Here is a 14,305-nt window from a genome sequence, read left to right on the forward strand (position 1 = left end):
TAAGACATTTTGGGGAACGGGGGTTTTTGTCATGTTTGAAAAACCGTTTGATCTGCTCAACAAGGCGGTCGACCGGATCGAGACGCAACTGACGGAGGCGGACACCGACCAGCGGCACATTCTCGGCGAAGAGTTGATCGCACTGCGCAACGCCTGCGACAAATTTGTCGAGCAATGGCTGTCGTTTGAGGAGCGGGTCACGGAGCTTGGCGAGCGTTATCAGCTCGACCTCGACGGCTCGCTGCCGACGCCGGAGTTGCAGGATCTGCAGAACAAGCTGGCGGCGTTGCAGAGCCTGAACATTTTCCCGCAGGAGCCGAAAGCGAAGAAAGCGGTCAAACCGGCGGAGACCGATTCGCAGGAGGCGGCGAAAGGCGCACCCACGGGCAAAAGCAAAGGCAAAAACCCGCCGGGCGTGTTTACCTGGCAGGTCGGCGACGGGATGACGATGCGCCCGAGCGACGAGCACATGGTGCGGTCGTTCCGGCGGGCGATCGGCTACTTCGACCTGCTGATGTATCCGGAGGCGATCAACGAGTTTAAACGGGTGGTGGAGATCGACGGCGAGTTCCTGATCGCGCGTCTGTATCTGGCGTTCGGCTATCTGGCGCAGGGAAATCTGGAAGAGGCCGACCATCAGTTGAACATGATCCAAGCGGATGAAGAGGATGAATTTTTGCAGGCGACGGTGCACGCCACCTACGGGCACATCTACGCGGAGCAGGAAAAATATGAACAGGCGCTCGTCGATTTTGAAGCGGCGGCGCAGTTGGTGCCCAATTTTAAAGATGTCAACTACAACATCGCCTGCTGCCATTTCAACCTCGGCAATCTGCGCGAGGCGCTGACTCATTTTCAGCGGGCGTTGGTGCTCGATCACGAAGACTGGGAGTCACACCGTCTCTGCGGCCTGATCTGGGAGCAGCTCGGTCACCGCGAGCGGGCCTACCGCCATCTGGCGCGCTCGTACGACGTGAACGGGGCCCATGAGCAGGTGCTGCTCGACTTTGCCCGGCTGTCGGAACTGATGGGCGAGAAAGATCAGGCGCGGGCGCTGTATAAGAAGGCGTTGCGCTACTATCCGGGCTCGGGTCCGGCGTACGGGGGCCTTGGCTGGCTGGCGATGCGGGACGGCGATGTGGACGGAGCGTATGCGTTGTTTAAAAAGCAGGTGTCGTGCGACCCGACAAATCGACAAGGGACGTTTAACATCGGCTGGGCGGCGTATCAGTCCAAGCAATACCAGACGGCGGAGTCGTGTTTCAACAAACTGCTGACCAAAAACAAGCGCGACGCGCACGCGCTGGCAGGACTCGCCCGCACGTGGAGTCAGATGGGCAAGCGGGAGGCGGCCAAGGAGCAACTGTTGCAACTGGTGGCGATGGAAGGCAACGCGGAGAAAAAGCTCGGCCTGTATCATCTCGGGCGGCTGGCTTTGGAGGAGGAGACCTACACGCAGGCGTTGCGCTATTTCAACGCGGCGTTGGTGTACGACCGCGACTGTCTGGAATCGCTGTTCTACAAAGGGATCGCGCATTACGCGCTCGGCGAGCGGGAGCGGGCGCAGCAGTGCTTTGAACGGTGCAAAGTGGTGCGTGCGGAGATGACGGTGTAGGGCGAGAGGCAGCAAAAAGAAAAAGAATAAGAGGAAGACCCGTCTCGGAAAGGGACGGGTCTTTCTCGTTTATGAATTCTTCCCATGATCATGAATCAGGAAAAACTTTCGCAAAAGGTGAAACCTTTTCCATGTCTCACGCATCGTACTGTGTAGTGAAATAAATTCAGAACGCTAGATCACAAGGAGGCATTTTTCAATGAAAAAAGCTACGGCTCTGCTCTTCGCCGCTGCCCTGCTCGCAGGCTCGACGGCATCTGTAAGCGCATCGACTGACCATGTGAAACCGGTAAACGGCGACTATGATGTTCATATCCAGGATGTGAAAGAAGAAGGTCACGTCCACGAAGGCCATGCAAAAGTCAACCTGTCCAACACCGTGACGCTGGGGTACAACGATCTGGCGGATCATTACGCCAAAGATTCGGTGCACCGTCTGGTGAAGATGGGCTTCATGGCCAACAAATCGGAAGCCTACAAACCGTCCGAAAAGATGAAGCGCTCTGAAGCAAAAGCGCTGATCGAAAAGGTGCTCGGCAAGTCGATCAACGACGCAAACAAATCGAATGACGAGTATGTCCGCCGTGCCGAAGTGGCGGAGTGGATCGCGCAAGTGATGCCGCCGTCCAACACCGGCATCGCAGGCGGGATCAACTTGAACCCGTTCACCGACTTGACCGCCGCTACCGAGTCGCAACAAAAGGCAGCGGAACTGATGTACAAACTCGGCTTCATGGTCGGCGACGGCCAAGGCCACTTCTCCCCGGATCATGGCCTGATGAAAGGCGATGCGGCGATCCTCGCGGAAAACATTCTCGCTCGCTCTTTGCAATCGGCGAAAAAGGTCGAGTTTGAACGGGTGACCGGCGATCTGCCGGAGACGGTCTACACGGTCGTACAGGAGAACAAGACGGTCACCGGCACGTTCCGCGTGGTCGAAGGCGACTACACCTACGTGATCATCACCGGCGGCGAAGTGCCGGATGCAAGCTTCAGCGTTGAGATCGAGAGCCTCGATGAAACGGACGCAGGCGTGTTCGTCAAAGCCAACCTGAAAGAGGACGCAGGCGATGCGCATGCGCAGGTCGTGTCCTTCCCGTATCAAGTTTTGAAGATCAAGGAAAACAAAAAAGCGGTCTATCTGCTCGACAGCAACGAGTAAGATAGGGTATAAAGAAAGACGACCGTCCTTTTTTCGGGCGGTCGTCTTTTCTCTATTTTGCGACGTGATTTCCTAAAGAACAGAAACAGGAGTTGACCCTAGGGTGTCCGAGACATACGTGGTCTTCGATTTGGAAACCACCGGCCTGCAGCCGACGACCGATCGGATCATCGAGATAGGCGCAGTGCGGGTGGAGAACGGTCAGATCACCGATACGTTCCAGTCCTTGATCGACCCGGGAGTTCCGCTCCCGCCTTTGATAAAAGATTTGACCGGGCTGACCGATGAACAATTGAAGGAAGCCCCGGTGATCGATGACGTGATCGGTGAGTTTTTGCGCTTTATCGGCGACAGTGTGCTGGTGGCGCACAATGCGGAGTTTGATCTGCGCTTTTTAAATGAAGCGCTCGAAGAAGGCGGCTATCTCGCGTTCGCAGGCGAAGTGATCGACACGCTGAGCCTCGCGCAGATCCTGTGGCCGCGGCAGGCGAGCTATGCGTTGGAGGCGTTGACCCGCCATCACGGGATCGTGCATGACAGCGCTCATCGGGCGATGCACGATGCCACGGCGACGGCAGAGGTGCTGAAGCTGTTGCTGGCCAAGGCGGAGGAGATGCCGTTTTTGATCCTGCAGCAGATCCATGCCTTGACCGAGTACGGCGACTGGCCGCTGCGCCACTTCTTCCGCCGGTTGGCTGAGGGCAGCACCAAGCTGATGCAACTCGACGAGCCGGAGGGCTGTGTGACGATCGACCGGCTGATGCACCGCCCGGTGCCGGTCACGATCAAAGAAAATGAGACGGGCGGCACCCTCGACGGATTTGAGATCGAGGAGGTCGCCGGTGTGCTGGCGAAGGGCGGGCCGATGTCCGATCTGATGAGCGGCTATGAGGAGCGTCCGGAACAAATGCAGATGCTGCGCGCGGTGGCGGAGGCGTTCGACGAGGGCAAGCATCTGATCGTCGAGGCGGGTACCGGCACCGGCAAGTCGCTGGCTTACCTGATCCCGGCTGTCTACTACGCCAAGGCGAAGGGGCAGCGGGTGGTGGTGGCGACGCACACGATCAACCTGCAGGAGCAACTGCGGGAACGGGACATTCCGCTGCTGGAACAAGTGATGCCGTTCCCGTTTGACATCTCGGTGTTCAAAGGCCGGGCGAACTATCTGTGCATGCGCAAAGTGGCGACGCAGATCAACCACCAAGGGTGGATCGCCGACAACCACGAGATCACCTTTTTCGTGCGGATGCTGACGTGGCTCTTGGAGACGGACGGCGGCGACCGTGAAGAACTGACGCTGGCGGGGCCGCAGGGCGACCATTGGGGCAAGGTGGCGTCCGGGGCGGACTCGTGCATCAACAAGGCGTGCCCGTGGTTCCGCAACTGCTACTACCACCGGGCGCGCTCGGGGGCGCAGCATGCTGATGTGCTGATCACCAACCACTCGCTGGTGCTGACCGATGTCAAGACGGATCACAACGTCCTGCCGGGCTACGACTATCTGGTGATCGACGAGGCGCATCACATGGAAGACGAAGCGACCAAGCATCTCGGGTCGGAAGTCTCCTACCTCCAGATGTACGGGGCGCTGAACCGCCTGCTGCGCGACAAAAACAAAGGCCTGCTGTTCCAGTTGCTCCAAGCGGTGGACGGGCTTCAGGGCGACGAGGCGACCGCTTACGGCGATCTGCGCGACGTGCTGGAGCGGCTGATGGAGCAGATCGGCGAGGTGCGGGAGAGCAACGAGGACGTATTTCGCCAGTTGCACGACTTTATCCTCAAACATGCGACCGGCATGGACAGCGGCCGCGTGACGATGCGGCTGAAACCGGACGCGATGGAGAACGAAAAGATGGCCGAGGCGTGGACTGGAGTCGCATCCGCCTGTGAAAACCTTCAGTCGGAAGTGCAGACGATGCGCAAATTGGCCGGGAAGATGGAAGAGTACGCGGAAGAATTGATGCGAGATGAGATCTACGCAGGTCTCATCACCGACATCAACGGGCAGGTCAAAGAGATCGACCAAGGCTGGATGGATCTGGCCTCGTTTATGCGCTCGGTCGGCAGTGAGACGTCGGTGCTGTGGCTGGAAGCGGACGAACGGGCGTCGCGACCCATCGTGTTCCTCTACTCGGCGCCAATCGACGTCGGCCCGCTTCTGCACACGCATCTGTTCTCGAAAAAGGAGAGCGTGGTGCTGGCGTCGGCGACGCTGACGATCAATCAAGACTTCAAGTACGCGATTCATCAACTGGGGCTGTACGAGTCGCAGGAGATGGGGCGTCTGTTGTCCCTGCAGGTCGACTCGCCGTTCCACTATAAAAATCAAGCGTTGCTCTGCGTACCGACCGACTCGCTGCCGGTCAAAGGCGTGCCGGAGGATCAGTTTACGACGTCGTTCGCCGAGTCGCTGACCAACCTCGCCCGCGTCTCGCAAGGGCGGATGCTGGTCCTGTTCACGTCGCACCGGATGTTGCGCGAGACGTACCACAAAATCAAGCCGCAGTTGGCCGAGCACGGAATCACCGTCCTCGGGCAAGGCGTGGACTCGACCTCGCGCCACCGCCTCGTGACGGAGTTTCAACGTCATGACCGGGCGGTGCTGTTTGGAGCGAGCTCGTTTTGGGAAGGGGTCGACATTCCGGGCGACGACCTTACGCTGCTCGTGATCGCCCGCCTGCCGTTCTGGCCGCCGAACCAGCCGATCGTCGAAGCGCGGACGGAGAAGTTGGAAGGGGAGGGGCGCAACGCGTTTATGGAGTACAGCGTCCCGCAAGCGATCATTCGCTTCAAACAGGGCTTTGGCCGCCTGATCCGCACCAAGCGCGACCGCGGCGCCATCGTCGTATATGATCGCCGGATCACCGAAACGCGCTACGGGCGGCATTTTATTAAGTCATTACCCGATCCGTGGACGTACCAGGGCACGGAGCGCGAAGTGTTGCGCACCGTCTACAATTGGTTAAAATCGCCGTTGCCGGCAAAAGAGTGAGGAAAAATCATCGCGATTTTTCCTCTTTTCTTTGGAGTGCAACATTTTTCGACATTATTTTCTAAATATTCTCCTACTTTGAAAGACGTGTCGAGTTGCATATGTAATCGTGTCGAAACGGGAGCTAATTCGTTTATATCGCCTATTTTCGTCGATTGACGGAAGTTAGCGAATGCGAGTAGGATTAGAACTAGAAAAAGACTCGTTTAGATGGGTGCCTCGGGGGGATCGCGGTAATGGCAGCTACGGTAATCGAACAACAGAACGCAATGATGATGCTCGTCCCGGAAGAAGGGACGGCGGAGGAACTGGTCTTGCGGGCCCAGCAAGGGGACGCAGAGGCGGTCGACGACATTCTCCAGCGTTTTCAGCCGGTCGTGCGGATGAAGGCGCGCTCGTATTTTATGGCGGGCGCTGACAACGAAGATTTGATTCAGGAAGGCATGATCGGTCTGTACAAGGCGATCCGCGACTATCAGCCGGAGCGCAACATCCCATTCCGCGCGTTTGCGGAGATCTGCGTCACCCGCCAGTTGATCACGGCGATCAAGACGGCGATGCGTCTCAAGCATCAGCCGCTGAACTATTACCTGTCGCTCAACCGTCCGATCTATGAGGAAGACACCGACCGCACCTTGATGGATACGCTGCCGGGTCCTTTGATCGCCGATCCGGAGTACGTGTTTCTCGCTCGCGAACAGTTGAAGGAACTGCGTGAGGAATTGACAGAGTCTCTGTCCGCTTTTGAACTGCGCGTGTTGCTCTTGTACGTCGATCACAACACGTACAAGGAGATCGCCGATGAGATGGGTACGACGACCAAGGCGGTCGACAACGCCTTGTGCCGGGTGAAGCGCAAACTGATGCACCACTACGGCACGAAAGACTTAGAAAAATTATCCTCGTAAAAGGCGACGGGACAGGAATTCCAACGCTTGCGGCGAAGTAAAATGTTAGGGAGGACTCGTCTCGCAAGGGGAGGGATACTTTGAAAACGCCGAAGATCTCGGAAGCTGTCGTCCGGCGGCTGCCGGTCTATCTCCGCTATCTGCAACACTTGGTCGACATGAACATCCGGACTGTTTCCTCTTATGAACTCGGTCAGAAACTCGACATGAACCCGGCGCAGATTCGCAAAGACCTCGCGTACTTTGGCGAATTTGGACGCAAAGGGATCGGATATGAAGTGTCCTACCTGATTGAAAAGATCAAGGGAATTCTCAAGCTCGACCGCAACTTGAACGTCGCGCTGGTCGGAGCCGGACATCTGGGCATCGCCCTGTCCAACTACAACCGCTACACAAAGGAAAAAATGTCGATCGTCGCGATCTTTGACACCGATCCGGCCAAGATCGGGTTGAGCGTCGGCAACATGCCGATCCGCCACATCGACGAACTGGACCGCGTGGTGAAGGAACTGGACATCCGCATCGGCATGATCACCGTGCCGGCGACGGCCGCTCAGCAGGTCGCCGACCGTTTGGTGGAAGCGGGCGTATCGGGGATTTTAAACTTTGCTCCCGTCTCGCTGCGCGTCCCGAGCGAGGTGCATGTCAGAAGTTCCGACGTGACGACCGAACTGCAGGCACTCGCCTACTATATCGACTAATGAGAACCTCTCATGGAAATCATGAGGGGTTTTTTGCATGTCGTCGCATACTAACCTCATCACCAAGAGAGGGGCGTGGGCGGTATGCATACGATGTGGAAAGGTTCGATCTCGTTTGGTCTGGTCAATGTGCCGGTCAAGATGTTCGCGGCCACGGAAGACAAGGATGTGAAGTTTAAATATCTGCATGCGGAGTGCGGCTCGCCGGTGAAAAACATTCGGACCTGCCCAACGTGTGACAAGCAGATCGAGTGGAATGCAGTCACCCGCGGCTATGAGTATCAACCCGGTCAGTTCGTGCTGATGAGCGACGAGGAACTGGAGCAGATCGCGCCGCAGCGGACGAAGACGATCGACATTCTGAACTTTGTCGATCTGAAGGAGATCGACCCGATCTATTTCAACAAATCGTACTATCTCGCGCCCGAGGACACCGGAAGCAAAGCGTACGCGCTGCTGCGTCGGGCGATGGAGGAGACAGGCAAGATCGCGGTGGCCAAAATGATCATCCGCTCGACGCAGACGCTCGGCGTGCTGCGGACGTATGAAAATGTGCTGGTGATGGAATCGATCTTCTACCCGGACGAAGTGCGGTCGGTGTCGCAACTGCCGGCGGTCGGGGCCGATCTCGACGTGGCCGAGACGGAGATGCAGATGGCGCGGCAGTTGATCGAGAGCCTGGCGATCCCTTTTGAGCCGGAGCGGTACAAAAACGAGTACCGTGAGGCGTTGCAGCAGGCCATCGAGCAGAAGATCGAAGGCGAGGAGATCACGCAGGCGGCCGAACCGAAGCGCGACCAGATCCACGACCTGATGGCGGCTCTGCAGGCGTCGCTCAACGTTACGCGCGGCGAAGAAGCATCGCGCCCGGTCGCAGTGGGCGAGACGGTCGTCGACCGCCCGGAAGCGGCCAAAGCGGACGGGGAAGGGGTCGAACAGGCTGCGGCAGCGAAGCCGAAGCGGCGTCGGCGTAAAACGGCCGAATGATCCAACCCTTTATCCCGATGGCGATGGTGCTGGTGGACGAGCCGTTTGACGACCCGAACTATCTGTACCAGATCAAGTGGGACGGCGTGCGGATGGTGGCTTATTTAGACGAATCGGGGGTGCGGCTGGTCAACCGGCGGTTGAACGATCACACGGACAACTACCCGGAGTTGCAGGCGTTGCCGTCGATCATCCAGGGACGTTCGGCTGTGCTCGACGGGGAGATCGTGGCGATCGGGACAGACGGAAAGCCGTCGTTTTCGAATATTTTAAAACGGGATCTGTCGAAGAGCCCGGAAAAGATTCGGATGATGAGCCGCAGCATTCCGATTTATTTCATGGTGTTTGATCTGTTGTACCTCGACGACCGCTGGCTGGTGGACGAGCCGCTGGTGCATCGTCAGGAGAAGTTGGCGAGCGTGCTGACGGAGACCGAGCAGGTGAAGATCGTCGGCAACCAGCCGAGCGGCACGGCGTTGTTTCACGTGATGCGCGAACAGGGGATGGAAGGCATCGTCTGCAAGGAAAAGCAGGGCCTGTACAAGATCGGCGAGCGCAGCGACACGTGGAAAAAGGTCAAATACATCCGCACGATCCACGCGGTCGTCGGCGGGGCGACGCTCAAGGGCGGGCGGGTCAACTCGCTGGTGCTCGGGGCGTACGCGGACGGAAAATTGATCTGCATCGGCAAGGCGGGGTCGGGACTGAGCGGATCGGACATTCAGGCGCTGACAGCGTTTTCGCGCGGGGTGAAGGATCAGCCGTGCCCGTTTGCTGTCAGGCCGAAGCTGCTGCGGAGCACGTATGACGAGCTGATCTGGTTCCCGCCGCAGTTGGTCGCGGAAGTGAACTACATGGAATGGACATCCGATCTGACGCTGCGGGCTCCGGCGATTCAGGGGTTTGTGCAGCGCGATCCGGCATCCTGCGGGCTGTGAGGAGGTGTGCGCGATGGCAAAGGGACATACGCTGATGGCCGAGTATCCGGTACATGTCACCAACCTCGACAAGGTGCTGTGGCCGGAAGCGGGCGTGACGAAGGCGGAATACATCCAGTACATGATTACGATGGCGCCCGTGATGTTGCCGCATTACCGCGAGCGGCTGCTGACGGTGATCCGGTTTCCGAACGGAATTCACGAGAAGTCTTTTTATCAGAAAAACATCCCGGACGGGGCGCCGGAGTGGATCGAAACGCATCCGGTCTGGTCGGACGACTCCAAGCGGGACATCGAGTACATCCTCGCCAACAATACGGCGACGCTCGTGTGGCTGGCGAATCAAGCGGCGATGGAACTGCATCCGTCGTACTCGCTGATCGGCGATCTGGATCGGCCGACCAACATCGCCTTCGACCTCGACCCGACCGTGAAGGGGGTCGACGCGGAAGGGTTTCGCAAGGCGTGCCGGGTGGCGTTGCATTTGAAAGCGGCGCTCGATGATCTCGGACTGCCGAGCTATCCGAAAACGTCAGGGGCGACGGGCCTTCAGGTATTTGTGCCGCTGGCTCAGGGCTACACGTTTGACGACACGCGGGTGGTATCCAAATTCATCGCGGAGTTTATGGTGCAACAGGCGCCAGAGATCTGCACCGTCGAGCGCTTGAAAAAAGACCGGGGAGACAAGGTCTATTTTGACTATCTCCAGCATCACAAGGGCAAGACGCTGTCCGGCCCTTACACGCCGCGCGCCGTCGCGTCTGCTGCCGTTTCCGCGCCGCTGCGGTGGGAGGAGATCGAAGCGGGCGTGCTGCCCGGCCAGTTTACGATCCGCACGATGCAAAAGCGGATCGAGGATCTCGGCGACCTGTTTGCCCCGATGACGGGTCCGGGCGCAGACATCGGAGAGATCCTGCATTTTATCAAGCATCATCCGTTGAAATAGAAATAGTAACTCCTCTGGTGGTTACGAATTTTCAAGATCACCTTGACGAACGAATCGTTCCTCTGTTTAAATGGGTATGACCTGATTTTTTCTTCCAGCTAGGAGGCTTAACCTGAGATGAATGCGGAATATGCGATCATCGGCGGGACTGGCGTATACGATCCCGCTCTGCTTGAAGACGCAGAACGCCATACGATAGAGACCCCATACGGCCCCGCAGAGATCACGCTCGGCACCTACGCGGGCAAGCGCGTGGCTTTTATGCCGCGTCACGGCTACAACCACGGCGTCGCCCCGCACAAGATCAACTACCGGGCGAACATCCGCGCCCTCAAGGAGATCGGCGTGCACACCGTGCTGGCGACCGCTGCGGTCGGCTCGTTGAAAGAGGAGTACAAGCCGGGCGACCTCGTGCTGGTCGATGATTTCATCGACATGACCAAGTCGCGCCCGCTGACCTACTATGAAGGCGCGCCGGAGGGCGTCGTCCACATCGACCTGTCGGACGCGTATTGCGGCCGCATCCGCGGGCATGTCCGCGAGACCGCGCAAGAGCACGGCATCGAGTTGGTCGACGGCGGCATCTATGTCTGCACGGAAGGACCGCGCTTTGAGACGCCGGCGGAGATCCGCATGTATGCTGCCTGGGGCGGCGACGTGGTCGGCATGACCACCGTCCCGGAAGTGATCCTCGCCAAAGAGTCGGAGATGTGCTATGCGACCGTCGGCATGATCACCAACTATTGCGCGGGCATCGCGCCGCATCCGCTGACTCACCAAGAGGTGATCGACACGATGAAGGACAACGTGCAGAAGATTCGCGAGCTGTTCTTCCGCGTGATCGAGCGCGGGACCGGGGAGCGCACCTGCGCCTGCCCGCACGCCTTGGCCGAACTGGGTTCGCTGTAAGTATCAGACAGACTGAAGGAGAGACGAGACGCTATGCAACCTTTGCGCTGGAACGGCCGGACGCTCGACGTCCTGGATCAAACCAAACTCCCGGAACACGAGATCTGGGACACCTGCGATACATACGAACTGGTGGCTGAAGCCATCGAAAAAATGAAAGTGCGCGGCGCACCCGCCATTGGAGCGACCGCTGCGTACGGCGTCGCCATCGGCGCGCAACAAGGCCGTGAGCTGGAAAAAGGCGAGTTCCTCGCCTACATCGACGGCGTGTGCGAACGCCTCGCCAAGACCCGGCCGACGGCTGTCAACCTGTTCTGGGCGATCAAGCGCATGCGCGGCCTGATCGAGAGCAACTCCGACCTCGACGTACCGGCGTTGGTCGACCTGATCAACCGCGAGGCGGAGCTGGTCGCGGAGGAAGACGTGCGCCTGAACAAGACGATGGGGCAGAACGGCCTGCCGCTGATCCCGGACAACGCCCGCATCCTGACGCACTGCAACACCGGCTCGCTGGCGACCGTCGACTACGGCACGGCGCTGGGCGTGATCCGCGCGGCGCAAGAGGCCGGCAAAAACGTCTCCGTCTACGCGGATGAGACGCGTCCGTACCTGCAAGGGGCACGCCTGACCGCCTTCGAACTGCACCGCGACAACATCCCGGTCACCGTCGTCACCGACTCGATGGCGGGCTACCTGATGCAACAAGGCATGGTCGATCTCGTCATCGTCGGCGCGGACCGCATCGCGGCAAACGGCGACGCGGCGAACAAGATCGGTACCTACTCGCTGGCCGTGCTGGCGAAGCACCACGGCGTACCGTTCTACGTGGCCGCTCCGATGTCGACGCTCGACTACGAGATGGAGACGGGAGCCGAGATCGAGATCGAGCAACGCTCGTCCGACGAGGTCGTCTTTATCGGCGGCCAGCGCATGGTGCCGGAGGGCGTGCCGGCGCTGCATCCGGCGTTTGATGTCACGCCGCATGAGTTGATCACGGCGATCATTACCGACAAGGGCGTCGTGAAACATCCGAACACGGACACGATGAGCCGCTTGAAGTAGGAGGAACAGCATGATTGACCATCCAGACCTTTCGAGGACCAAAACAGAAGTCGTCGAAGCCTCGAAGAAAATGCACGCCACCGGCCTCGTCACCGCCGTGTGGGGCAACGTCACCGCACGCGTGCCGGGCACCGATCTGATCGTCGCCACCCCGAGCGGCGTCGAATATGAGACGATGACCGAAGACATGCTCGTCGTCATCGACCTGAACACCGAGGAAAGAGTCGGCGGCACGCTCAAGCCGACCTCCGAACTGTTGCTGCACCTGGCGATCTACCGCGCCCGCGCGGACGTGTTTGGCGTCATGCACACCCACAGCCTCTACGCGAGTGCCTGCGCGGTGGTGCACAAAGAGATCCCGCCGCTGGTGGAAGACATGGCGCAGGTCGTCGGCGGCTCCGTCTCCGTGGCCAAATACGCGCTGCCGGGCGGCACCGAACTGGCGAACAACGCCGTCAAAGCTCTGGGCAACAAAAATGCTGTTTTACTGGCAAATCACGGGATGGTCGGAGTCGGCGACACCGTTGCCGAGGCGTTGCGCGTCTCGCAGGTCGTTGAAAAGAGCGCCCAGATCTTTGCCGTTGCCAAGCAACTCGGCAATCCTTTCCTGCTCTCACACGAAGACGTAGAGTGGTTGCGGGATGCTTATAAAACTTCGTATGGACAAAAGTGAGGCATCACGTTCGTAGAGTCGAAGGGAGACAGAGAAAATGGGACGCATTTTGATCAACGGCGCGGTTGTCGTGCCGGTTACCGAAGAGACCTACATCAAAGAGGGCTACCTGATCATCGAAGGTCAGCGCATCTCCGAGATCGGCGAGGGCCTGTACACGGGCTCCACGGAAGGCTTTGACCGCGTCATCGACGGCAAAGGCAAACTGGCGATGCCGGGCCTGATCAACACGCACGGCCATGCGGCTATGACCTTGCTGCGCGGCTACGCGGATGATCTGCCGCTGCAACAGTGGCTGGAAGAGCGCTGCTGGCCGATCGAGGACAAAATGACCGCAGACGACATCTACTGGGGCACGCAACTGGCGATCCTCGAGATGCTCAAAGGCGGCACCACCACCTTCACCGACATGTACTTCGAAATGGACGGTGTGGCGAGCGCGACTCAGGACGCCGGCATCCGCGGCGTGCTCTCCCGCGGTCTGATCGGGTTCCCGCCGAAGGGTGAGGCGTCGAAGGCGCAGGCCATCGAGTTCAACCAAAAATGGCACAAGCAAGCGGACGGCCGCATCACCGTCATGTTTGGCCCGCACGCGCCGTACACCTGCCCGCCGGACTACCTGAAGAGCGTCGTGGAGGAGTCCAAGAAATACGACCTGCCGATCCAGATCCACCTCTCGGAGACGGCGTTCGAAGTCCAGCAATGCAAAGAGCAGCACGGCATGAGCCCGATCCAGCTGATGGAGGAACTCGGCGTCTTTACCCGCCCGACCCTTGCGGCGCATTGCGTACACCTCAGCGACGAGGACATCGCGATCATGGCCAAATACGACGTGCGCGTCGCGCACAACCCGGACTCCAACCTCAAGCTCGGCTCCGGCGTCGCACCGGCGAAGAAAATGCTCGATGCCGGCCTGACCGTGGGCCTTGGCACCGACGGCGCAGCATCCAACAACAACCTCGACATGTTCGAAGAGCTGCGCATGGCCGCGATGCTGCACAAAGGCGTCCACCAAGACTCCATCGCGATCTCCGGCTACAAAGCCCTCGAGATGGCGACCAAGGACGGCGCAAAAGCCCTGTTCCTCGAAGACAAACTGGGCACCCTGCAAGCGGGCGCTCTGGCCGACGTCATCCTGCTCGACATCGACCAACCGCACTTCCACCCGCGCCACAACATGATCGCGCACATCGCGTACTCCGCGTCGTCGCATGATGTGACGCACGTCATCGTCAACGGCGAGCTCGTTGTCGAAAACCGCAACGTGCTGACGATGGATGAGAAGAAGATCTACGCAGAGATCGAGCGCGTGTGTGCGCGTTTGTTCGCCTAATCAATAAGCAGTACACCAAAGACCAGCGATCACATCGCTGGTCTTTGATTTTGTCTAAAAACGCCTAACCTCCTTGAAC

Annotated in this window: 11 protein-coding genes and 1 pseudogene; all 12 read left to right on the forward strand. The window is 59.0% G+C overall.

The features are described from left to right. Positions 1-31 precede the first annotated feature (31 nt). On the forward strand, positions 32-1,615 hold the full coding sequence (locus tag OS242_RS01755; protein ID WP_267149935.1) for a tetratricopeptide repeat protein: 1,584 nt from the start codon (positions 32-34) through the stop codon (positions 1,613-1,615). Between the two features lie 199 nt (positions 1,616-1,814). After that, the gene (locus tag OS242_RS01760; RefSeq protein WP_267149936.1) at positions 1,815-2,777 is read left to right on the forward strand and encodes a protease complex subunit PrcB family protein; all 963 of its coding nucleotides are present in this window, start codon (positions 1,815-1,817) and stop codon (positions 2,775-2,777) included. Positions 2,778-2,880: 103 nt separating this feature from the next. Next, positions 2,881-5,769, forward strand: coding sequence for an ATP-dependent DNA helicase DinG (dinG, locus tag OS242_RS01765; RefSeq protein ID WP_267149937.1), 2,889 nt, complete (start codon positions 2,881-2,883; stop codon positions 5,767-5,769). 236 nt (positions 5,770-6,005) lie between these two features. Beyond that, positions 6,006-6,677 (forward strand): RNA polymerase sporulation sigma factor SigH, encoded by a 672-nt coding sequence (gene sigH, locus OS242_RS01770; protein ID WP_267149938.1) that lies wholly within the window; start codon positions 6,006-6,008, stop codon positions 6,675-6,677. Between the two features lie 68 nt (positions 6,678-6,745). After that, a pseudogene (locus OS242_RS01775) lies at positions 6,746-7,378 on the forward strand (redox-sensing transcriptional repressor Rex); the annotation flags it as partial. Between the two features lie 84 nt (positions 7,379-7,462). Beyond that, positions 7,463-8,365, forward strand: coding sequence for a non-homologous end joining protein Ku (ku, locus tag OS242_RS01780; RefSeq protein ID WP_267149939.1), 903 nt, complete (start codon positions 7,463-7,465; stop codon positions 8,363-8,365). Continuing rightward, positions 8,362-9,303 carry an ATP-dependent DNA ligase gene (locus OS242_RS01785; protein WP_267149940.1) on the forward strand — a complete coding sequence of 314 codons (942 nt, stop codon included), beginning with the start codon at positions 8,362-8,364 and terminating at the stop codon, positions 9,301-9,303. Before ku ends, OS242_RS01785 begins: the two co-directional genes overlap by 4 nt. A 13-nt stretch (positions 9,304-9,316) precedes the next feature. Continuing rightward, on the forward strand, positions 9,317-10,249 hold the full coding sequence (gene ligD / locus OS242_RS01790; protein WP_267149941.1) for a non-homologous end-joining DNA ligase: 933 nt from the start codon (positions 9,317-9,319) through the stop codon (positions 10,247-10,249). A gap of 117 nt (positions 10,250-10,366) precedes the next feature. Then, entirely contained in the window at positions 10,367-11,158 is a 792-nt protein-coding gene (gene mtnP / locus OS242_RS01795; RefSeq protein ID WP_267149942.1) for an S-methyl-5'-thioadenosine phosphorylase, read from the forward strand. 33 nt (positions 11,159-11,191) lie between these two features. After that, on the forward strand, positions 11,192-12,220 hold the full coding sequence (gene mtnA / locus OS242_RS01800) for an S-methyl-5-thioribose-1-phosphate isomerase (RefSeq protein WP_267149943.1): 1,029 nt from the start codon (positions 11,192-11,194) through the stop codon (positions 12,218-12,220). A 10-nt stretch (positions 12,221-12,230) separates the two neighbouring features. Further along, positions 12,231-12,893, forward strand: a complete 663-nt coding sequence (locus tag OS242_RS01805; RefSeq protein WP_267149944.1) for a class II aldolase/adducin family protein — start codon at positions 12,231-12,233, stop codon at positions 12,891-12,893. Between the two features lie 37 nt (positions 12,894-12,930). Next, complete coding sequence (locus OS242_RS01810) at positions 12,931-14,226, forward strand: amidohydrolase (RefSeq protein ID WP_267149945.1); 1,296 nt, start codon at positions 12,931-12,933, stop codon at positions 14,224-14,226. The last annotated feature ends 79 nt before the right edge of the window (positions 14,227-14,305 follow it).

The sequence above is a fragment of the Tumebacillus lacus genome (genome assembly GCF_026410385.1).
GTDB classification, from domain to species: domain Bacteria; phylum Bacillota; class Bacilli; order Tumebacillales; family Tumebacillaceae; genus Tumebacillus; species Tumebacillus lacus.

What these genes read in the sequence shown, in the direction of transcription:
- OS242_RS01785 (WP_267149940.1), top strand. Translation starts at nt 8,362, where the DNA reads ATGATCCAACCCTTTATCCCGATGGCGATGGTGCTGGTGGACGAGCCG.
- ligD (WP_267149941.1), top strand. Translation starts at nt 9,317, where the DNA reads ATGGCAAAGGGACATACGCTGATGGCCGAGTATCCGGTACATGTCACC.
- mtnP (WP_267149942.1), top strand. Translation starts at nt 10,367, where the DNA reads ATGAATGCGGAATATGCGATCATCGGCGGGACTGGCGTATACGATCCC.
- OS242_RS01760 (WP_267149936.1), top strand. Translation starts at nt 1,815, where the DNA reads ATGAAAAAAGCTACGGCTCTGCTCTTCGCCGCTGCCCTGCTCGCAGGC.
- OS242_RS01810 (WP_267149945.1), top strand. Translation starts at nt 12,931, where the DNA reads ATGGGACGCATTTTGATCAACGGCGCGGTTGTCGTGCCGGTTACCGAA.
- OS242_RS01805 (WP_267149944.1), top strand. Translation starts at nt 12,231, where the DNA reads ATGATTGACCATCCAGACCTTTCGAGGACCAAAACAGAAGTCGTCGAA.
- ku (WP_267149939.1), top strand. Translation starts at nt 7,463, where the DNA reads ATGCATACGATGTGGAAAGGTTCGATCTCGTTTGGTCTGGTCAATGTG.
- mtnA (WP_267149943.1), top strand. Translation starts at nt 11,192, where the DNA reads ATGCAACCTTTGCGCTGGAACGGCCGGACGCTCGACGTCCTGGATCAA.
- sigH (WP_267149938.1), top strand. Translation starts at nt 6,006, where the DNA reads ATGGCAGCTACGGTAATCGAACAACAGAACGCAATGATGATGCTCGTC.
- OS242_RS01755 (WP_267149935.1), top strand. Translation starts at nt 32, where the DNA reads ATGTTTGAAAAACCGTTTGATCTGCTCAACAAGGCGGTCGACCGGATC.